The organism is uncultured Thiohalocapsa sp. (assembly GCF_913063425.1).
Lineage (GTDB): Bacteria > Pseudomonadota > Gammaproteobacteria > Chromatiales > Chromatiaceae > Thiohalocapsa.
Map to the genome: position 1 here is coordinate 47224 of NZ_CAJXYK010000008.1, position 17680 is coordinate 64903.

The following is a 17680-nucleotide window of genomic DNA, read 5'->3' on the forward strand; positions in this document are numbered from 1 at the left end:
CCAGCCTGATGCCCAAGCGGCGGCTGTCGGAGCACCAGCGCCGGCGCATCCTGGCCATCCAGGAGCGCCGGCGCCAGCGGCTGGAGAGCCGCACCCAGGCCGTCCTCGACGCGCTCGACACCGAGCAGCCCGAGGTGGCGGCGGACGTCAGCGGCGGGGCGCGGGGAGCGGGCGCGCAGGGCAGTAGCGCCGACGTGCCGCAACAGGCGTCGCAACAGGGGCGGGTGGTGGTCCGGCACGGCGCTCATCTCGGCGTGGAGGATGAGGTGGGCGAGCTGCACCACTGCGTCGCCCGCCGCCACCTGGGCCACCCGGTGTGCGGCGACCTCGTGGTCTGGGCGCCGACGGAGCCGGGCCGCGGCGTGGTCACCGCCCTCTGCCCGCGGGACAATGTGCTGAGCCGCCCGGACTACGGCGGCCGCGACAAGCCGCTGGCGGCGAACCTCAGCCTGCTCGCTGTGGTGGTGGCGCCGCAGCCGCCGCCGAGCGGTTTTCTGCTGGACCAGTACCTGGTGGCGGCGGAGCTGATGGGCGTGCGCGCCCTGGTGGTGGCGGCGAAGCTGGACCTGCTGGACCCGCACGACCGGCGCGCCTTCCTCGACGCGCTGGCACCCTACCCCGCCCTCGGCTACCCGGTCTGCCCGGTCAGCACCAAAGGCGAGCCCGGCATCGGCGCACTGCTCACGCATCTGCCGGGCGAGACGGCCATCCTGCTGGGCCAGTCAGGCGTCGGCAAGTCGTCGTTGGTGCAACAGTTGCTGCCGGACCAGGACATTCAGGTGGGGCGCCTGTCGGCGGCCACCGGCCTCGGCCGCCACACCACCTCCACAGCCACCTGCTATCGGCTGTCGCCGGACGCGGCGGCGGGCGGGCGGCTCATCGACTCCCCGGGCGTGCGCAGCTTCCGGCTGGCGGGCCTCAGCCAGGCGCAGCTGGAGGACGGCTTTCCGGAGCTCCGCACCCTGCGCGGCCAATGCCGCTTCCGCGACTGCCGCCACCTGGACGAGCCAGACTGTGCCGTGCACACGGCAGTGGCGGCGGGCGGCATCCACCCGCAGCGGCTGGCGCGCTTCCAGCAGTTGCGCGAGGGGCTGGTGAGATAAGCCGGCGCTGCCGCCGCGTTCCGGTTGGCCCAGGCCTTTGCCCGACGGCTGGCGCGCACGGATATCAGTCCGGCAGCCAGGTCGGGTCCAGGATGCTGTCCAGGGTCCAGGGACACTCGTCGGGAAAGGCCACCAGCCCGGTTTCATCGATGGCCTTGGCCACCGCGTCCGCCCAAATGCGTATCCACCACGCGGGATCGCGCAACATGGCCTTGAGGCTCGGCACACTTGCGAGGTGGGCGGCAAGGGCCTTGCGCTGCACGCGGATGGTGGCCCGCCAGCCGGCGCCGCGGCGGGCAGGTTGATACTGCCACTTGAGCAGGTGTGCGAGCAGGACCGCCATGCGGCTGCCGAGCTCGCGCTCCTCGCTCTTGCCCACGTCCTCGTCGCCATCGCGCATTCAGCATTCACCGGAGCCGAGCGCGTCGCCGCCGGTCGCCGCCGGATCATCACCGAAAATGCCGTGCAGGAACCAACCACCGGCGCCGCGCAGCTCGCGGTAGACCCAAAGGCGCTCGCCCTCGGCGGTGCGGGCGACATAATAGTCCCGGGCCACCTGGAAGCCGTCCCACCAGCCGGTGTCGATGCGCTCGCAGCCGGCCCCCAGGTCCAGCGGGCCGTCCAGCCAGGGGCGATTGTCGCGGAGCCTGAGCGCCACCGGCTCCGCCAGGAGCCACAGGGGTCGGTCGTGGCGAGCGCCCGCGAGCGCCTCCAGTGCCGGCGCGCCCCCCAGCGCCGGCCCCCCAGGCCCGACCCCTGTGCTGCCGGCCGCCCTGCCTAGGGTCCGACCCGGCTTAGGTCGTGCATGGACCGCAGCGCACGCATCGGCGGGCGCCAGCGTCGGCTCGCACGGCTGCCAGGCACGCTCCGGGCGATGGTCCGCCACCGCCGCAAGGCCCTGCACCGCCGCTGGACCGAGCCGCGCCCGCAGCCGGTCCAGCAGCGCCGGGTCCGGTGCCGTGTCGCCGGTCTCCCCGGGGAAAAGCTCCGCATGGGCGGGCGCCAAGGGGCGCAGCCGCTCGCTGCGCAGGGCAATGGCCCGCACCGGCGCCCGCAGCCTGAGCCGGTCCAGGCGCTCGCGCAGCAGGATCAGCCAGTGCTGCGGGGCCCGCGCCGGGGCCGCCGAGCCGAGCTGCATTTGGGTCGGCGGGCCGTCGGCGTGGTGCAGCTGCCAGTCGAGACGCTGCACGCCGGCGCCGCGCGCGCGCAGGAAGCCGCCGAGCTCGTCGATGAGCCGGCGGCAGGCGAAGGCGAGGGCCGCGGCGTCCGGCACCTCCGCCGGCAGCTCCAGCCTGGCCTGGAAGCGCGCCGGCGGCACGAAGGCCCGGCGCGGGTCCGCCCGCTCGCCGAGCAGGCGCTCCAACTGCTCGAGCCGGGCGACGCCGAAGCGCTCGGCGAGGCCGGCCCGCGGCAGCCGCAACAGGTCGGCGATGCGGGCGATGCCCATGCGGTGCAGGTCGTCGAGCTCCGCCGCCGTGAAGTCCAGCACCGCCACCGGCAGCGCGGCCAGATGGCGGCGCAGGTCCGCGTAGTCGACGACGATGCCGACGGCGGACACCCCTGCCCCAGCGGCAGCGGCGTCGGGCTCGGCGCCGAGCCCGGCGGCCGCGAGCACCAGCGCCGCCCCCGGCGTCGGCGCCAGCACACAGCGCGCGCGCCAGCCGAGGGCGGCGACACCGTCCAGCACCCGCCGCCGCAGCGCCGCGGCGCCGCCGAAGAGCCTGAGGCTGCGGCCGGCCTCCAGCACCAGGGCCGCGGGCGGCGCCAGGCTCACCTGGTCGCTGAAGCCGTAGGCCCAGGCGGCGAGCCGGGCGAGGGCCGCCCGCTCGGCCGCGGGGCGGCGCGGCAGGATGCGCAGCTCCGCCGCCAGCGCGCGGGCGGCGGCGTCCGGCAGGCCCGGCGTGATGCCGAGCCGGGCGGCGGCGGCATTGCGGGCGATGATGTGCTCGCGCTCGCTCACCGCCAGCGGCGGCTGGCGGGCGGCGGCCGGCGGCGCCTCAGCCGACAGCACGTCGGCGGGCGCCTGCCCTGCGGACTCTGCATCGGCCGGCGGCAGGGCCCGGGTGTAGACCTCCAGCGCCAGCGCCGGCAGGTGCAGCGCAAGCCAGTGCATGGCGGTGGCTCAGAGGTTGTGAAAGGCAAGCCGGGGCTGCGCTGCGCGCCCCGGCTGCATCAGGCAGAGGCTCCCCATGCCACGCATCGCCATGGTCCCTCCCGGCCTCAGCCCCGGGGTCCGCCGCGCCGGCGGCGGCTGCGGCGAATGGCCGCCGCCGGCGCAGTGCCGCCCGCCGCCTGCACCCGGTGGAGCCTCTGCTGGCGCGCCGGTGCTGGGGGCTGGGGGAATGTGGGCTGGGGGAATGTGGGCTGGGCGCGTGCGGGCTGGGGGGCTGTGGCCCCGGGGGTTGGGGGCCTGGAAGGGCGCTGCCCGGGGGACGGCGGGGCGGTGTGCTCGGTCGGCTTGGCGTGGGGCTTTGGCCCGTCGGCTGCGTCGGTGGTGGCCGGTTGCGGGTCAGGTTGCGACCTGCTCCCGGCGCCGACGGCTGGGGTGGGTACGGCATCCGGCTCCGGTGTCCGCCCGCTGGTGGCGATGGCGTGGCCGGTCGCTGTACCCCAGCCGACAACATCGGAGCCACCGCCATGGGACCCATCGGCATGCGAACAGGCGCCGCCGAAACCCTCCGCATCCGGCTGCGCCGGCAGCCGCAGCCGCTGCCCCGGACGGCCGCCGCGCTGCTTCAGCAGGGTTACATCCAGGCCCTCGGCGCAGGCGCTCACCCTGAGCCGCAGCGCCGCCGGCGAGGTCTCGGCGGCGACGGCAAGCGGGCGCAGCAGCAGCGCCGGCGTCTGCGTTTCGGCGGCGGCGAGCTGCAGGCGACGCAGCGCCGCCGGGGTCCAGCAGTTGTTGCGCTGCCGGTCCGCCCCGCCGCCGGTACGGGCAGCGACCTGCTCCCGGCGCCCGCCGGCCGCTGCGCCGTTCACTTGGGCTGTGTCCAGACCGGTCCAGGCCAGCACCGCGGCACAGGTGCCGGAGCGCAGGCCCTGCTCCGCGGCCCAGGCGGCATCGGCGCCGGCATGGACGATGAGGATGCGCCGCAGGTCCAGCCCGCGGGCCGCCAGCGCCGGTGCGAAGGGGATGTGCGGCGGGTCCACCCACAGTATCCAGCGCGGCATCTGTTGCTGTGGCGGCCGGCTCAAAGCCGCCAGCAGCGGCAGCAGCAGCGCCAGCCCGGCGCCCTGGTGGGCACTCAGCACCTCGCTGAGGCCGGCCGCCGGCCACCCCTGGCCGGACAGCACGGGGTCCAGCGCACGAAAGCCGGTGGCGAGGCCGGGCGGTGCCGCCTGCGGCGTGGCATGGCCGCGCCAGAGGTCCGCGCGGGCGGCGAGGAGTTGGTCGAGCTGCATGGCGCTGCGCTCCGGATGTCATAGAGGCCGGCCGGGGCCTGTTGCCGGCCTGCAGCCGGGACTGAGATCGGGCCTGGGACCGGGTCGGGGGCTGGATGCCTACAACCGGCGGGCGCCGCCGGCAGCGGTTGCGAGCCCACGACGGAGCACGCCGACACCGAGCCCTTCGATGACCAGTGTCTGCTCGCGCAGGTCCAGGTTGAGGGGCGCAAAGTCGGGGTTCTCCGGCAGCAGCTGCACGCGGTGGCGCCAGTTGGCCTGGCGGCGGAAGCGCTTGACGGTGACCTCGTCATCGAGCCGGGCGACGACGATCTGGCCGTTCTCGGCCTGCGGCGTGCGGTGCACGGCCAGCAGATCGCCGTCCAGGATGCCGGCGTCGCGCATGCTGAAGCCGCGCACCCGCAGGAGATAATCCGCCCGCGGATGGAACAGGCCCGGGTCCAGCCGGTGATGCTCCTCGATGTGCTCCGCGGCGAGGATGGGACTGCCGGCGGCCACCCGCCCCACCACCGGCAATTGCCCGTCATCCGCCGGCACCAGCAGGCGGATGCCGCGGGAGGTGCCCTGCTGCATCTCGATGACGCCGTGCCGGGCCAGGGCCTTGAGATGGTCCACGGCGGCAGTGACGGACCTGAAGCCGAAGGCCTCTGCAATTTCTGCACGCGTGGGCGGATAGCCCGTCTCGCGCACATGGCGGCGGATCAGCTCCAGGATCTGGTGCTGGCGCGCGGTGAGCCGGTCTTGGTCTGACACGCTTGGGGTCCTTACCGGAACAGATACTGTTATTTTAGACAGTTTCTGTGGCTCGGCAAGGGCGGTCTTGCTGCCAGCATCAAGTATACTGTCACCAGTGGAATGGAATTCCAGTTACCGTCCCCGCTTTTCGTCCCCGCTTTTCCGGCATTTATGTGCTTTCTTTTCAGTATACCGTCCCCTTTTCTTTGCGCAGGTGCCCGTTGCGTGAAGCCCTTCCGCGGTGCTGCGCCATGCCGCTATCCTTGCCGCGCCATGAACCGAGCCAAACGCACCGAGATCTTCGAGCGCCTGCGGGCGGCCAACCCGGCGCCGACGACGGAGCTTGCCTACGCGAGCACCTTCGAGCTCCTGGTGGCCGTGATCCTGTCGGCCCAGGCGACGGACAAGGGCGTCAACAAGGCCACAGCACGGCTGTTTCCGGTGGCCAACACGCCGCAGGCGATCCTGGACCTGGGCGAGGCCGGGCTCAAGGCGCACATCAAGACCATCGGCCTCTTCAACAGCAAGGCCAAGAACATCCTGGCCGCCTGCCGCATCCTGGTGGATGAGCACGGCGGGGAGGTGCCGCGGGAGCGCAAGGCACTGGAGGCCCTGCCCGGCGTCGGGCGCAAGACCGCGAATGTCGTCCTGAACACCGCCTTCGGTGAGCCGGCCATGGCCGTGGACACGCACATCTTCCGCGTCGCCAACCGCACCCGCATCGCCCAGGGCAAGACGCCGCTCGCGGTGGAGCAGCGCCTGCTGCGGCTGGTGCCGAAGGAATTCCTGCAAGACGCCCACCACTGGCTCATCCTGCACGGGCGCTATGTCTGCACCGCGCGCAAGCCGCGCTGCCATGAGTGCATCATCGCCGACCTGTGCGAATACAAGCAGAAAACGCCGGCGCCCGATGGCGCAGGGCAGACGGCCAGCGCCGGCGCTGCCGTGCACGGCGCGGACGTCGTCGCAGGGGGGCATGAAAAGCCGGCGGCCGACGCCACTTCCTGAAGCCCGTCACGGCTCAGGAGACCTGCCCATGCTCGGCCCCCAGCGCGACCCCTATCGCCGCCGCTTCGTCGAAGCCTGGCAGAAGGCCCAGCGCGGCGACCCGCTGGACCCGCTGGAGCAGCGCATCGCCGAAGTGGTGCGCAGGCACCCCGAGTACCACAACCTGCTCGAAGACACGGACAAGGCGTTGGCGAAGGACTGGCTGCCGGAGGGCGGCGAGACCAACCCCTTCCTGCACATGGCGCTGCACCTGGCCTTGCTGGAGCAGCTGGGCGCGGACCATCCCCCGGGCATCGGCGCCCTGTACGACAGCGCGCTGCGCGTGCACAGCGACGCCCACGCCCTGGAGCACCGCATCATCGACTGCCTGGCGGAGTCCATGTGGCGCATGCAGCGCGAGGGCCGCGAGGACGACCCCGCCCACTACCTCGCCTGCATCCGCCACCAGCTGGGCCTACCGCCCACCACCGCGTAACCCGAATGACGGGGACGATTTGGGGACGTGATACCAAGATTCGGGGACGTGATACTTAATCCCCCGCCCCTGAAGCAACGGGGGCAGCCACCCGATCAGTGCCCCCCGCCCTTGAGCGCCGCAACGATGCCCTCGATGGTGTCCTTGGCATCGCCGAAGATCAGCGACGTGTTGTCCTGGTAGAAGAGCAGATTGTCGACGCCGGAGTAGCCCGGGCGCATGGAGCGCTTGAGGAAGTAGACCTGGTTGGCCCTGCCGGCCTCCAGGATGGGCATGCCGTAGATGGGGCTCGAGGTGTCCTCCTTGGCGGCGGGGTTCACGACGTCGTTGGCGCCCACCACCAGGGCCACGTCGGCGCCGTTGAACTCCGGATTGATCTCGTCCATTTCCAGCACATGGTCATAGGGGATGTCCGCCTCCGCCAGCAGCACGTTCATGTGCCCGGGCATGCGGCCTGCCACCGGGTGGATCGCAAACTTGACCTCGACATCGCGCGCCTCCAGCAGCTCCATCATCTCCTTCAGCGCGTGCTGGGCCTGGGCCACGGCCATGCCGTAGCCGGGCACGATGATGACCTTACCCGCGTCCTCCATCCAATAGACGGCGTCTTCCACGGACGCGGACTTGACCCCCTTCTCCGCCGCCACGGCACCGGCACTGTCACCGCCGCTGGAGTCGGTGCCGAAGCCGCCGAACACCACGTTGATGATGCTGCGGTTCATGGCCCGGCACATGATGTAGCTCAGGATGGCACCGGAGAAGCCCACCAGGGCGCCGACGATGATGAGCAGATCGTTGTGCAGCGTGAAACCGGTGGCCGCCGCCGCCCAGCCCGAGTAGCTGTTCAACATGGAGATGATCACCGGCATGTCGGCGCCGCCGATGGGGATGATCAGCGTGCCGCCGAGCGCGAAGGCGAGCAGCGTCATCAGCACCAGCGCCCAGACATCGCCGGTGAGGGCGAACTCCACCGCGAGCAGCACGGTGACAGCGGCGATGGCGGCATTCAGCAGATGCTGCCCCCCGAATTTGATGGGCGCTCCGGACATGATGCCCTGAAGCTTGGCAAAGGCGATGACGGAGCCCGTGAAGGTGATGGCGCCGATGACGACACCCGCCGAGAGCTCACCCATCAGCAGGGCGTCCAGCGTGCCCGCCTGCGCCCGGTTGATGAAGGTGCCGATGGCCACCAGCACCGCCGCCATGCCGACGAAGCTGTGCAGCGCCGCCACCAGCTGCGGCATCTGCGTCATCTGGATGCGCAGCGCCACGACGATGCCGATGACGGCGCCGATGGTGCCCGCGATGATGATGAGCAGGTAGTCCTGCACCTGGGTGCCGAGCAGGGTCGCGGCAAGCGCGATGGCCATGCCGAGCATGCCGAACAGGTTCCCGCGACGCGCCGTCGCCGGGTGCGTCAGCCCCTTCAGCGCGAAAATGAACAGAACGGCGGAGACCAGATAGGCCGCGCCCTGTTGATTCATGCTCAATTCCATGCGTCTGCCCCCTTACTTCTTCTTCTTGAACATGGACAGCATCCGGTGTGTCACCAGAAAGCCGCCGAAGACGTTGATGCTGGCCAGCAGCACCGCGAGGAAGCCCATGCCGGAGGCGAGCCAGCCGGCCTCGTCGAGGCCGGTAACCAGCAGCGCACCCACCAGCACGATGCCCGAGATGGCATTGGTGAGCGCCACCAGCGGTGTGTGCAGGGACGGCGTCACGCCCCAGACGACGTAGTAGCCGATGAAGCAGGCGAGGACGAAGACGTAGAGGGCGGTGAGGGATTCGGACATCCGGTTGGCTCCAGTGTGGCTGTGGTTCCGGAGGATGGTCGTTGTTCGCGACCCTGCGTGGGATGTTGAGGGGTCGATGGCTCACGCGAGGACCAGGCGCTGTCGCCGATGCGGCGTGCAGACCCGCCGCGACGCCGGGGCGCAGAGCGCCCGGGACGCGTGACACCGCAGAGCGATGTCACGCGCACTTCATACGGCGATGCGCTCCTGCCGCATGCGCTCAAGCCCCCACCTGCATGGCCTTGGTGATCTCGTCTTCGCTCAAATCCTTGAGCGCCAGGCCCGAGTCGGTCTTGTCCACCATGATCTCCAGCAGGTTGGCGAGGTTCTTCGCGTAGAAGGCGCTCGCGTCCGCCGGCACCATGGCCGGGTAGTTGGTGTGGCCGATGAGGTTCACGCCGTGGCGCTGGACGATTTCATCGGCCTCGGTGAGCTTGCAGTTGCCGCCGTTGGCCGCGGCGAGGTCGACGATGACCGAGCCCTCCCGCATGCGCCGGACCACGTCCTCGGTGATCAGCTCCGGCGCCGGCCGGCAGGGGATCAGCGCCGTGGTGACGATCACATGCGCCTTGGCCAGCTCGTCCGCCAGCAGTTGCTGCTGCTTGGCCTTGGCCTCCTCCGACAGCTCTTTGGCATAGCCGCCCTCCCCCGCGCCGCTTTCGCCCAAGTCCAGCTCGATGGCCTTGGCGCCGAGGGACTCGATCTGCTCCTTGGTTTCGGGACGGACGTCATAGGCATGGACATCGGCACCAAGCCGCCGCGCCGTGGCGATGGCCTGGAGCCCGGCCACACCGGCGCCGAGAACCACCAGCCGCGCCGGCTTTGCGGAGCCCGCCGAGGTCATCATCATCGGGAAGAAGCGCCCGTAGCGGGCGGCGGCCTCGATGACAGCGCGGTAGCCCGCGATGTTGCTCTGTGACGAGAGCGCGTCCATCGACTGCGCCCGGGAGATGCGCGGCATCCGCTCCATGCCGAGCACCGTCACGCCGTTCTCCACCATGCGGGCGACGGTCGGGTCCTCGCCGCAGCTCTCCAGCAGGCTGATGTAGACGGCGCCCGAGCGCACCGCGGCGGCCTCGTCGTCGGTGGGCCGGCGCACCTTGAGGACGATGTCGGCGCCGAAACAGGCGTCACGCTGGACCACCTGAGCACCGGCGGCCTCGTAAGCGGCATCGGTGTAGTGCGCGGCGGCACCGGCGCCGGCCTCCAGCAGCACCTCGAAGCCCTGCTTGATGAGCTTCTGGGCGACCTCCGGCGTGGTGGCGACGCGGGTCTCGCCGGCGAGCGATTCTTTGGGGATTCCGAGCTTCATGGGCAGGTGGGCTCGTGCTGATTGTTGTCACTGCGGCCGTTTGGCATGGCCGATGCGCGGGCGGCGCATTATCGACCCTGCCCCGGGCGATCTCAAGGAAGGCCCGCCGCGGTCAGCGCCCCGCCTGCGCCCGGTCAATCCGCAGCGAGCTGCTCGGCGAGGTCCGCCATCAGGTCCGGGTGCCAGAGCATACAGGGGTGGCACAGGGCCGGGATGCGCCTGCTGTCCGCCAGCTGCCAGTCGGCGCTGTCCTGCGGGATGATCACCGCATCGAAGGGCGTCCAGTAGGCGAAGAGCTCCATGCGGTCCAGCTTGTGCGCGCTCCCACCGAGCCGCGCCAGAAAGTCGCTGTGCGGCCGCATCTGCCTGGCGCCCTCGCCTGGATAGCCATAGGCCCAGATGGTGCCCTGCATGGGCGAGGCGATGGCGGCGAACCGGTCCACCCGCGCGTGCCCGCCCAGCTCCTGAAGGTACCAGCGCGACACCAGCCCGCCCATGCTGAAGCCCACCAGCGCGAAGGGCGCCTGCGGCCCGAAGGCCGCGCGGATCTCGCCCTTCAGCTGCTGCGCCAGCGCCGGCAGCCCATCGCGGCCGTCGTTCGGCGTCAGCGACGGCGCCAGGCAGACATGCCCGCGCGCTTCAAGGTACGGCTTGAGCGTCTTGAACTTGCTGCCGGTGTCGAAAATGCCGTGGACCAGGACGACGCGCATGCTTCACCTCCAGGGCGGCGCCTCACGCAGCGGCGCAACGGGAAACCGGCGCAACGGAGCAAGCGCCCCTGGGGGCGCCGAGTTTCACTCGGCCGCACCCGGCCCGCGCCCGATGCCCGCGCCGGCTGCTCGAAGGAAGCCAATGGCGGAGCCAATGGCGGGCCAGGCTGACGCCAAGCCGCACAGACACGCCGAACGGACCGTCGAGCCAGCTGCGCTGCCGCTCAGCCCAACCCGTCACCGCGCCGGTTTCCGCCCCTCGATGGTGGCCGACACCACATAGTCCTCCACGCCACGCCCCGGCACCCAGTCCCGGATAAACTCGCGCGACGCATCCTTCGGCGCGATCACCACGTCCACGAACCCCGCCGCCGCCAGCATCGCCTCCAGCACATCCACCCGCGACGCGCCCGCGACACAGGCCGCATGCAGATAGGGATCATCGCGCATCGCCGCCGGCAGCTCCGCCGTGGCCACCACGTCAGAGATGGCAAGCCGCCCACCCGGCTTCAGCACCCGGAACGCCTCGCGAAACACCTGCGGCTTGTCAGGCGACAGATTGATGACGCAGTTGGAGATGATCGCGTCAACCGTCCCGTCCGCCACCGGCAGGTGCTCGATCTCGCCGAGCCGAAACTCGACATTGCCGAAGCCGCCCCGCACCGCATTGCCCCGCGCCTTGCTCAGCATGTCCGGCGTCATGTCCACGCCGATGACCCGGCCCTGCGCGCCCACCTCGGCAGCCGCCAGAAAGCAGTCGAAGCCGCCGCCGGCCCCCAGGTCCAGCACGGTCTCGCCCGGCTGCAACGACGCAATGGCCCGCGGATTGCCGCAGCCGAGACCCATGTCGGCCCCCGCGGGCACCGCGGCCAGATCCGCATCCGAGTAGCCGAGGCGCAGCGACAGCAGCCGGTTGATCTGCTCGTCCTCCGACACGCCGCAGCAGCTCGACGCCTCGCCACAGCAGTCGCCCGCGTCGCTGGCCTGGGCCACCTGGGCATAGGCGCTGCGGACTCGATTGCGGGTGGCGTCGTCGCCCTGCCCATCGGACTCGGCGCTTGTCGTGCTCCCGGCGGCTACGGGCAGTTCGGGGAAGTTTGCCATGCTTCGGCTCCAACTCGGCTCAGGAAGAGCGCCGATGCTAAGCCGTCCGCGCGGCGCTGCAAAGCCGTTGACCGGCGCCGAGACGCCTTGGGCATCGGCTGCGCGTCCGACGGTCGGTCCGCGCAGCGGAGGCGCGAACGATGCCGGGCACGCCGTGCTGTCGGCACAAGCCGGCTCCCCCGGCCGCTCAGGCCGTCGTCCCGTTCGGCGACTTCACCGCCCGCAGGATCTGCGAGGCGATCTCCTCGATGGACTGGCTGGTGGTGTTGAGCACCGGGATGGCGTGGCGCTTGAACATGGTCTGCGCCTCGCGGATGTCACGGCGGCAGCGCTCCGGGGAGGCATACTCGCTGCCGCGGCGGCGCTCTTCGCGGATCGCCTGAAGGCGCTGGGCGTCGATGGTGAGGCCGAAGGCGTGCTGCTTGGCCCCGATGAGCTCGGGCGGCAGGTCGCCGCGCTCGAAGTCCTCTTCGGTGATGGGGTGATTGGCGGCGCGCAGGCCGTAGTGCATGGCGAGATACAGGCAGGTGGGGGTCTTGCCGCTGCGCGAGACGCCCACCAGCACCACGTCGGCGTAGCGGAAGTTGTCCGGGCGCATGCCGTCATCGTTGGCCATGGCGAAATTGATGGCCTCGATGCGCTTGGTGTACATGCTGGGCTTGGTGATGGCGTGGCTGCGGCCGGACTTGCGGCTGGGCGCCACGCCGAGCTCCATGCTGAGCGGCTCCACGAACTGCTCGAAGAGCTCCAGGTAAAAGCAGTTGCCGCGCCGCAGGATGTCGCCGATCTCCTGGTCCAGCATGGTGGCGAAAACGATGGGCCGCACGCCGTCGCGACCGTACGCCTCGTCCATGCGCTGACACAGCGCCCGCGCCCGGGCTTCGGTGTTGATGTAGGGCATGTAGACCTGCTCGAAATCCACGGTGTCGAACTGCGACAGCAGGCTGTGGCCCATGGTCTCGGCGGTGATGCCGGTGCTCTCGGAGACGAAGTAGACGGTGCGTTTCATGGGCTTGAGGGCTGCGTCGTGGTGGTCTGCCTGGGGCCGGTGGGTCGGTCCTCGCGCCTCGCGGCCAGGATCGCAGGCGCCGCCGTGGGACGGGCTGGCCGCGGTGCCGGGGACACTCGGCGCAGCGCGCCCCGGCCTGTGACTCATATCAATGCGACCCGGATGCCCTTAGGAGCATATTAGCGAATGGTGACAGAGGGTCGCAGTCCGTACTCCGCACCTGCGTTATCGGCGCAGTCGCGTGGTACCGGCAGCTGTCCGACCCCTGTGGCCCTCGCCGCCTGCGGCCATTGCCCAAAGACAATAACCGCAAGCCGGCGACAGTCAAACAAAGCACTCCGCGACCGAGGCCCGAGCCATGCCCACCATCAGCAACGACCAAGACCTGCGCAGCCTGCTGCACAAGCTCCCGGCGGCACAGCAGCGCGTCATCGGCGTGCGCTTCGCCAAGAGCGTACAGCACCTGAGCCGGGACGAGCGCGTGAACCGCGCCATCGACACTGGTCTGCGCGCGGATGCCGCCCCGGACGAGCTGGAAGACGCCTACCGCGCCGCCAAGGCGTATGCCACCAAGACCTACACCGACTGCGGCAAGGACACGGACTGGCTGGCCCAGGCGGATCACTTCGTGGCCGCGGCGGTGGCCGCCGCGCTGACGCCGGACAATCTGCTGCCGGAGAAGACCAACCGCGCCTGGAAGGCCGCCATGCAGGCGCGTATGGCGAACAACTGCGAGCTGGTGGAGAGCGACGACGACACCCACGGCGACGAGGTGCAGCGCCAGTACGCCATTGCGGACGAGTTTCTGGACGCTGCGGGCTGAGCTGGGCGCAGGCCGGGCGCCGGCTGGGCGCAGGCCGGGCGCTGGCTGGGTCAGGCGCCCGCTCGGCAGCTGCCCAGGCGGGCGCCGCTGAAGTCGATGAGGCGGCGTGACGCCCCATGCTGCTCGCCTCTCGAGGCGACCATCCACAGCCGAGGTGGCGGATGCGCTCCGCTTATCCGCCCTACGCTGCTCGCAGCCTCTGTGATCTGAACCCCTATTGGGGCTGCGGAACGCTCTCCGCCGCCGGCACCGCCAGCATCTCGTCGTAGATGGCCCAGGCCTCGGCGGCGCGCTCGGCGTCGATGCGTTCGATGACGTGGCCTAAGTGCACGACCACATAGTCGCCGATGCTGACCTCGTCCGGGCCCACCATCAGCAATGTCGCCTCGCGCACGGCCCCCTTGGCCTCACAGCGGGCGACAAGCCCGTCGATGGCGGTGATCTGCATCGGAATGCCCAAGCACATGGTCGCGACCCGTTCAACTGGAAACTCCGGGCAGGCTAAGGCGCGCCGGCCGCCGTCGGCAAGCCGCAAGCGGCCTCTTCCTGTGCCGGATCAATCCGCCACGGACGGATCTGCGCGATCATCGCAGCGCTGTCCACCGCGTACCCGCCAGCGCGCACTTGGTCGCAGGCTGCGGAACGCCTGGGGCGGGGCCAGCACGTTGCTCCCGCGCCGGCTGGTGCGCTGTCCCCGGGCGGCCTCCCGACCTCGGCGGTGACGGCCCGGCGCGACCTGTCCGGCCCACCCGGCCACCGGCCGCCGCCCACGACTCCAGCACCGCCGGCAGCGCACGGCGCCATCGCCTTCCAACACCACCCGAGTCACATCGAGCCAAGCCCGACTGCAGACCCATGACCGACCAAACCGATCAGGTATCCACCCCAGCCGCACCGACCACACTGATCCTCGGCCTCGGCAATGTGCTGCTGACGGACGAGGCCCTGGGCGCCGCCGTGCTTCAGGCGCTCGCGCCCCTGGCCCAGGCCGACCCGGACATGCTGCTGTTGGACGGCGGCACGCTCAGCTTCACCCTCGCCGGGCCCATCGGCGAGGCGGCGCAGCTCGTCGTCGTGGACGCCGCGCGCATGGGCCAGACGCCCGGCACGGTGCGGGTGCTGGAGGGGGATGCCATGGACGCGCAGCTCTCCAAGCACGCCAACAATGTGCACGAGGTGAGCCTCGCGGACCTCTTCGACATCGCCCGACTCACCGACAGCCTGCCGGCGCGCCGCGCCCTGGTGGGTGTGGAGCCCGCGGTGGTGGACTGGGGGCGGGAGCTGAGCCCGCCGGTGGCGGCGGCGGTGCCCGAGGCGGTGGCAGCCATCGAGGCCCTGCTCGCGCGCTGGCGCAGCGAGGGCGCACCGGCATCCTGACCGGTTGCCGCATGCCCCATGCCGGCAGCAGCATCGACGGCGCAGGGACACCCCAGGGTGGATGACGCCAGTCCAGGCGCGTAAGCAGAAGCTGGCGGGGTGGGTGACGCGGCGGGCAACCGAAGGCCGGGCCAGCGACAGCCTGACCCGACCATCAAGGGCTTATTCACAGCGTTGGGCCATGCTGGGCTGGCCCGGCCTTCGCGCGCTTGCCACCGGATTCCCAGCCGGCGGCTCGACCTGACCATGGGGTCATTGCGCAAACGCAAGAGTCCACACAAGACGTGCCTCACGTCAAACCACTGTCCATAAGACCCAGCTAACATTATCAACAAGCGATACGGGAGCGAGCGATGGCGTCGATCGGTGACATTCCGGTCAAGGTGGAAGGCGAGCCGGCGGCACCGGCGGAGTACGGCAACGCCCTGCCGGTGCTGAGCCAGGTCCGCCACGCATTGGCACAGCTGACCCAGGGGGGCGAGCCGACGCAGATCGACCTCGGCGCCATGCCCTTCGGCCCCGGCGACGAGGACCGGCTCATGGCCCTGCTCGGCCAGGGCGAGGTGACGGCGAGCGTCGATGCCCTCGGGCGCACACGCATCCAGGAGACCGCCTACAGCGGTGTCTGGGTGGTGGAGTACCTGAACACCGACGACCAGCGCGTCGCCCTGCATCTGGAGATCGACACGGTGCCGCGCCTGCTGCGCAGCCAGCCGGAGGACCTGAGCGACGCCCTCGCCGCCCTGAATACGCTGCTTGCGGCGTCGCTGGACCAGGCCTGACGGGCCCGCCCGGCGGCGCCGGCGCGCTGCTCAGGCGCGGCGGCCGCCGCGGATACGTCTCAGGTCTCAGGCGCGCAGATTGCCATGCGCCGCAACGCACAGGCACAGCTTTCGACATCCGGCAACGGACTGTCCGTCACTCAAGCAGTAGGAGGAACGATGGCCACAGCAACTCCGCAACGGCCCCAAGGGCAGTCCATGCCGACGCCGCAACCGACGCTCGGCGAGAGTCTGCGCCGCAACGGCGTGTCACGCCGCGGTTTTCTGAAACTCTGCGCCGCCACGGCGAGCCTGATGGCGCTGCCGCCGAGCATGGCGCCGGCCATTGCGGCGGCGCTGGAGAGCGCCCGGCGGCCATCGGTGATCTGGCTGTCGTTCCAGGAGTGCACCGGCTGCACCGAGTCCCTGACGCGCAGCTTCTCGCCAACGGTGGAGAACCTGATCCTGGACACCATCAGCCTGGACTATCACCACACCCTCCAGGCGGCCGCCGGCGATGCCGCGGAGCATGCGCGTGAAGAGGCCATGCACGCCAACGCCGGCCAATACCTGGTGGTGGTGGACGGCTCCCTGCCCGGCCCCAGGGCCAACCCCGGCTACAGCACCATCGCCGGCATCAGCAACTACGACATGCTGATGGAGACCGTCGCCGACGCCGCCGCGGTCATTGCGGTGGGCAGCTGCGCGGCCTTCGGCGGCCTGCCCAAGGCGGACCCGAACCCCTCCGGCGCCGTCGCCGTGCAGGACCTGGTGAAGGACAAGCCCGTCATCAACGTCTCCGGCTGCCCGCCCCTGCCCATGGTCATCACCGGCGTGCTGGCACAGTACCTCACCTTCGGCAAGCTGCCGGAGCTGGATGAGTACAACCGCCCGCTGGCCTTCTTCGGCCAGTCCATCCACGACCGCTGCTATCGCCGGCCGTTCTACGACAAGGGCCTGTTCGCCGAGACCTTCGACGACGAGGGCGCCAAGAAGGGCTGGTGCCTGTACCGCCTCGGCTGCAAGGGCCCCATGACCTACAACGCCTGCGCCACCATGAAGTGGAACGGCGGCGTGAGCTGGCCGGTGGAGGCCGGCGCGCCCTGCCTGGGCTGCTCCGAGCCCGACTTCTGGGATGCCGGCGGCTTCTACGACGCCCTGTCGGTGCCACCCGGCAACTCCGGCGACATGCTGCTCGCGGCCGGTGCGGCGGGCGTCGCCGTTGGTGCCGGCGCCGGCCTGCTGGCCCGCAGCAAGACCAAGTCCGCCGCGAAGCAACACCAGACCGTCACCGCCGCAGAACTGGAGCAGAAGCTATGACCGCCATGGAATTCCTGATGCTGACCAAGGGTCCGCTGTTCCAGGCGGCCCTGGCCGTGTTCGCGCTGGGTCTGCTGGCGCGGCTGGTGGAGATCTTCGCCCTCGGCCGTGCGCACAATTACGCGGCGCCGCGCGGCAACGCCGCGCTCGGCGGCCTGCGCACCATGTACAAGCGCTTCGAGCCGGACCCCGGCACCTTCAAGGCCGCCCCCTTCGACGTGGTGGTGGGCATGATCTGGCACGTCGGCTTCATCGTCGCGCTGCTGCTCTTCATCCCGCACGTGGAGCTGATCAAGTCCACCTTCGGGATCGCCTGGCCGGCGCTGCCCAACCCGGTGGTGGACGCGGTGACCGCCATCACCCTGCTCGGCCTGCTGGCGGCGCTGGTGCATCGGCTGGCGCATCCGGTGAAGCGCTTCCTGTCCACCACCGAGGACTATCTCATCTGGAGCGTCACCTTCCTGGTGATGCTGACGGGCTGGCTCGCCTACCACCGGATGATCAACCCGTATCCGCTGGCGCTCGGCCTGCACATCCTGGCGGCGGAGATCTTCCTGGTGGTCCTGCCCTTCACCAAGCTCACACACATCTTCACGGCCTTTGTCGCGCGCTATTACAACGGCGCCATCTACGGCCGTAAGGGGGTCCAGTCATGACCGAAGCCGTGCTCACACCCGGGGCCGACCTGCCCGAGAGCGGCGCCGATGAATCCGCCGGCAGCTTCTCGCTGGCACGCGGTCTGAACGCA

19 protein-coding genes are annotated in these 17680 nt (G+C 70.7%); 8 read left to right on the forward strand and 11 right to left on the reverse strand.

What is annotated here, in order from left to right; genetic code table 11:
• Positions 1-8 precede the first annotated feature (8 nt).
• Complete coding sequence (gene rsgA, locus QZ607_RS06065; RefSeq protein ID WP_295880804.1) at positions 9-1103, forward strand: ribosome small subunit-dependent GTPase A; 1095 nt, start codon at positions 9-11, stop codon at positions 1101-1103.
• Positions 1104-1167: 64 nt separating this feature from the next.
• Here the strand turns inward: rsgA and QZ607_RS06070 are convergent, their stop codons facing one another.
• The 4 genes from QZ607_RS06070 to lexA all read right to left on the reverse strand — a co-directional run bounded on the left by QZ607_RS06070 (position 1168) and on the right by lexA (position 5258).
• Positions 1168-1503, reverse strand: coding sequence for a DUF29 domain-containing protein (locus tag QZ607_RS06070; protein WP_367268160.1), 336 nt, complete (start codon positions 1501-1503; stop codon positions 1168-1170).
• On the reverse strand, positions 1504-3216 hold the full coding sequence (locus tag QZ607_RS06075) for a DNA polymerase Y family protein (RefSeq protein WP_295880807.1): 1713 nt from the start codon (positions 3214-3216) through the stop codon (positions 1504-1506). It lies immediately after the preceding gene.
• Positions 3217-3323: 107 nt separating this feature from the next.
• Positions 3324-4505: a hypothetical protein gene (locus tag QZ607_RS06080; protein ID WP_295880809.1), complete on the reverse strand. Its 1182-nt coding sequence runs from the start codon at positions 4503-4505 to the stop codon at positions 3324-3326.
• A gap of 99 nt (positions 4506-4604) precedes the next feature.
• Positions 4605-5258: a transcriptional repressor LexA gene (gene lexA, locus QZ607_RS06085; RefSeq protein ID WP_295880810.1), complete on the reverse strand. Its 654-nt coding sequence runs from the start codon at positions 5256-5258 to the stop codon at positions 4605-4607.
• Between the two features lie 255 nt (positions 5259-5513).
• On the opposite strand from lexA, the gene nth reads away from it, so the two are divergent.
• Both nth and QZ607_RS06095 read left to right on the forward strand, forming a co-directional pair.
• A complete protein-coding gene (nth, locus tag QZ607_RS06090; protein ID WP_295880812.1) occupies positions 5514-6248 on the forward strand; it encodes an endonuclease III in 735 nt (244 codons plus the stop codon).
• Between the two features lie 28 nt (positions 6249-6276).
• Positions 6277-6723: a DUF1841 family protein gene (locus QZ607_RS06095; protein ID WP_295880815.1), complete on the forward strand. Its 447-nt coding sequence runs from the start codon at positions 6277-6279 to the stop codon at positions 6721-6723.
• A 95-nt stretch (positions 6724-6818) separates the two neighbouring features.
• Here QZ607_RS06095 and QZ607_RS06100 read toward each other — a convergent pair whose 3' ends face one another.
• The 6 genes from QZ607_RS06100 to QZ607_RS06125 all read right to left on the reverse strand — a co-directional run bounded on the left by QZ607_RS06100 (position 6819) and on the right by QZ607_RS06125 (position 12651).
• Positions 6819-8219, reverse strand: coding sequence for an NAD(P)(+) transhydrogenase (Re/Si-specific) subunit beta (locus QZ607_RS06100; protein ID WP_295880817.1), 1401 nt, complete (start codon positions 8217-8219; stop codon positions 6819-6821).
• 12 nt (positions 8220-8231) lie between these two features.
• On the reverse strand, positions 8232-8516 hold the full coding sequence (locus QZ607_RS06105) for a proton-translocating transhydrogenase family protein (RefSeq protein WP_200235044.1): 285 nt from the start codon (positions 8514-8516) through the stop codon (positions 8232-8234).
• A gap of 220 nt (positions 8517-8736) precedes the next feature.
• Complete coding sequence (locus QZ607_RS06110; RefSeq protein WP_295880822.1) at positions 8737-9828, reverse strand: Re/Si-specific NAD(P)(+) transhydrogenase subunit alpha; 1092 nt, start codon at positions 9826-9828, stop codon at positions 8737-8739.
• A 134-nt stretch (positions 9829-9962) separates the two neighbouring features.
• A complete protein-coding gene (locus tag QZ607_RS06115; RefSeq protein ID WP_295880823.1) occupies positions 9963-10538 on the reverse strand; it encodes an alpha/beta fold hydrolase in 576 nt (191 codons plus the stop codon).
• A 237-nt stretch (positions 10539-10775) separates the two neighbouring features.
• Entirely contained in the window at positions 10776-11642 is an 867-nt protein-coding gene (locus QZ607_RS06120; protein WP_295880827.1) for an arsenite methyltransferase, read from the reverse strand.
• A gap of 187 nt (positions 11643-11829) precedes the next feature.
• Complete coding sequence (locus QZ607_RS06125; protein WP_295880829.1) at positions 11830-12651, reverse strand: pyruvate, water dikinase regulatory protein; 822 nt, start codon at positions 12649-12651, stop codon at positions 11830-11832.
• Between the two features lie 358 nt (positions 12652-13009).
• Between QZ607_RS06125 and QZ607_RS06130 the strand changes: the two genes are divergently transcribed.
• Positions 13010-13474 carry a hypothetical protein gene (locus tag QZ607_RS06130; protein WP_295880832.1) on the forward strand — a complete coding sequence of 155 codons (465 nt, stop codon included), beginning with the start codon at positions 13010-13012 and terminating at the stop codon, positions 13472-13474.
• Between the two features lie 214 nt (positions 13475-13688).
• On the opposite strand, the gene QZ607_RS06135 is transcribed toward QZ607_RS06130, so the two are convergent.
• A complete protein-coding gene (locus tag QZ607_RS06135) occupies positions 13689-13940 on the reverse strand; it encodes a HypC/HybG/HupF family hydrogenase formation chaperone (protein ID WP_295880835.1) in 252 nt (83 codons plus the stop codon).
• A gap of 389 nt (positions 13941-14329) precedes the next feature.
• Between QZ607_RS06135 and QZ607_RS06140 the strand changes: the two genes are divergently transcribed.
• The 4 genes from QZ607_RS06140 (at position 14330) to QZ607_RS06155 (ending at position 17588) form a co-directional block, all read left to right on the forward strand.
• Positions 14330-14851, forward strand: coding sequence for a hydrogenase maturation protease (locus tag QZ607_RS06140; protein WP_295880837.1), 522 nt, complete (start codon positions 14330-14332; stop codon positions 14849-14851).
• A gap of 353 nt (positions 14852-15204) precedes the next feature.
• Positions 15205-15633 carry a hydrogenase expression/formation C-terminal domain-containing protein gene (locus QZ607_RS06145; RefSeq protein ID WP_295880838.1) on the forward strand — a complete coding sequence of 143 codons (429 nt, stop codon included), beginning with the start codon at positions 15205-15207 and terminating at the stop codon, positions 15631-15633.
• A 198-nt stretch (positions 15634-15831) separates the two neighbouring features.
• Positions 15832-16932 (forward strand): hydrogenase small subunit, encoded by a 1101-nt coding sequence (locus QZ607_RS06150; protein WP_295880840.1) that lies wholly within the window; start codon positions 15832-15834, stop codon positions 16930-16932.
• Positions 16929-17588 (forward strand): hypothetical protein, encoded by a 660-nt coding sequence (locus tag QZ607_RS06155; RefSeq protein ID WP_295880842.1) that lies wholly within the window; start codon positions 16929-16931, stop codon positions 17586-17588. Before QZ607_RS06150 ends, QZ607_RS06155 begins: the two co-directional genes overlap by 4 nt.
• Positions 17589-17680 lie beyond the last annotated feature (92 nt).

What these genes read in the sequence shown, in the direction of transcription:
- QZ607_RS06140 (WP_295880837.1), top strand. Translation starts at nt 14,330, where the DNA reads ATGACCGACCAAACCGATCAGGTATCCACCCCAGCCGCACCGACCACA.
- QZ607_RS06115 (WP_295880823.1), bottom strand. Translation starts at nt 10,538, where the DNA reads ATGCGCGTCGTCCTGGTCCACGGCATTTTCGACACCGGCAGCAAGTTC.
- QZ607_RS06135 (WP_295880835.1), bottom strand. Translation starts at nt 13,940, where the DNA reads ATGTGCTTGGGCATTCCGATGCAGATCACCGCCATCGACGGGCTTGTC.
- rsgA (WP_295880804.1), top strand. Translation starts at nt 9, where the DNA reads ATGCCCAAGCGGCGGCTGTCGGAGCACCAGCGCCGGCGCATCCTGGCC.
- QZ607_RS06130 (WP_295880832.1), top strand. Translation starts at nt 13,010, where the DNA reads ATGCCCACCATCAGCAACGACCAAGACCTGCGCAGCCTGCTGCACAAG.
- nth (WP_295880812.1), top strand. Translation starts at nt 5,514, where the DNA reads ATGAACCGAGCCAAACGCACCGAGATCTTCGAGCGCCTGCGGGCGGCC.
- QZ607_RS06120 (WP_295880827.1), bottom strand. Translation starts at nt 11,642, where the DNA reads ATGGCAAACTTCCCCGAACTGCCCGTAGCCGCCGGGAGCACGACAAGC.
- QZ607_RS06070 (WP_367268160.1), bottom strand. Translation starts at nt 1,503, where the DNA reads ATGCGCGATGGCGACGAGGACGTGGGCAAGAGCGAGGAGCGCGAGCTC.
- QZ607_RS06095 (WP_295880815.1), top strand. Translation starts at nt 6,277, where the DNA reads ATGCTCGGCCCCCAGCGCGACCCCTATCGCCGCCGCTTCGTCGAAGCC.
- QZ607_RS06155 (WP_295880842.1), top strand. Translation starts at nt 16,929, where the DNA reads ATGACCGCCATGGAATTCCTGATGCTGACCAAGGGTCCGCTGTTCCAG.
- QZ607_RS06075 (WP_295880807.1), bottom strand. Translation starts at nt 3,216, where the DNA reads ATGCACTGGCTTGCGCTGCACCTGCCGGCGCTGGCGCTGGAGGTCTAC.
- QZ607_RS06145 (WP_295880838.1), top strand. Translation starts at nt 15,205, where the DNA reads ATGGCGTCGATCGGTGACATTCCGGTCAAGGTGGAAGGCGAGCCGGCG.
- QZ607_RS06125 (WP_295880829.1), bottom strand. Translation starts at nt 12,651, where the DNA reads ATGAAACGCACCGTCTACTTCGTCTCCGAGAGCACCGGCATCACCGCC.
- QZ607_RS06110 (WP_295880822.1), bottom strand. Translation starts at nt 9,828, where the DNA reads ATGAAGCTCGGAATCCCCAAAGAATCGCTCGCCGGCGAGACCCGCGTC.
- QZ607_RS06100 (WP_295880817.1), bottom strand. Translation starts at nt 8,219, where the DNA reads ATGGAATTGAGCATGAATCAACAGGGCGCGGCCTATCTGGTCTCCGCC.
- QZ607_RS06105 (WP_200235044.1), bottom strand. Translation starts at nt 8,516, where the DNA reads ATGTCCGAATCCCTCACCGCCCTCTACGTCTTCGTCCTCGCCTGCTTC.
- QZ607_RS06080 (WP_295880809.1), bottom strand. Translation starts at nt 4,505, where the DNA reads ATGCAGCTCGACCAACTCCTCGCCGCCCGCGCGGACCTCTGGCGCGGC.
- QZ607_RS06150 (WP_295880840.1), top strand. Translation starts at nt 15,832, where the DNA reads ATGCCGACGCCGCAACCGACGCTCGGCGAGAGTCTGCGCCGCAACGGC.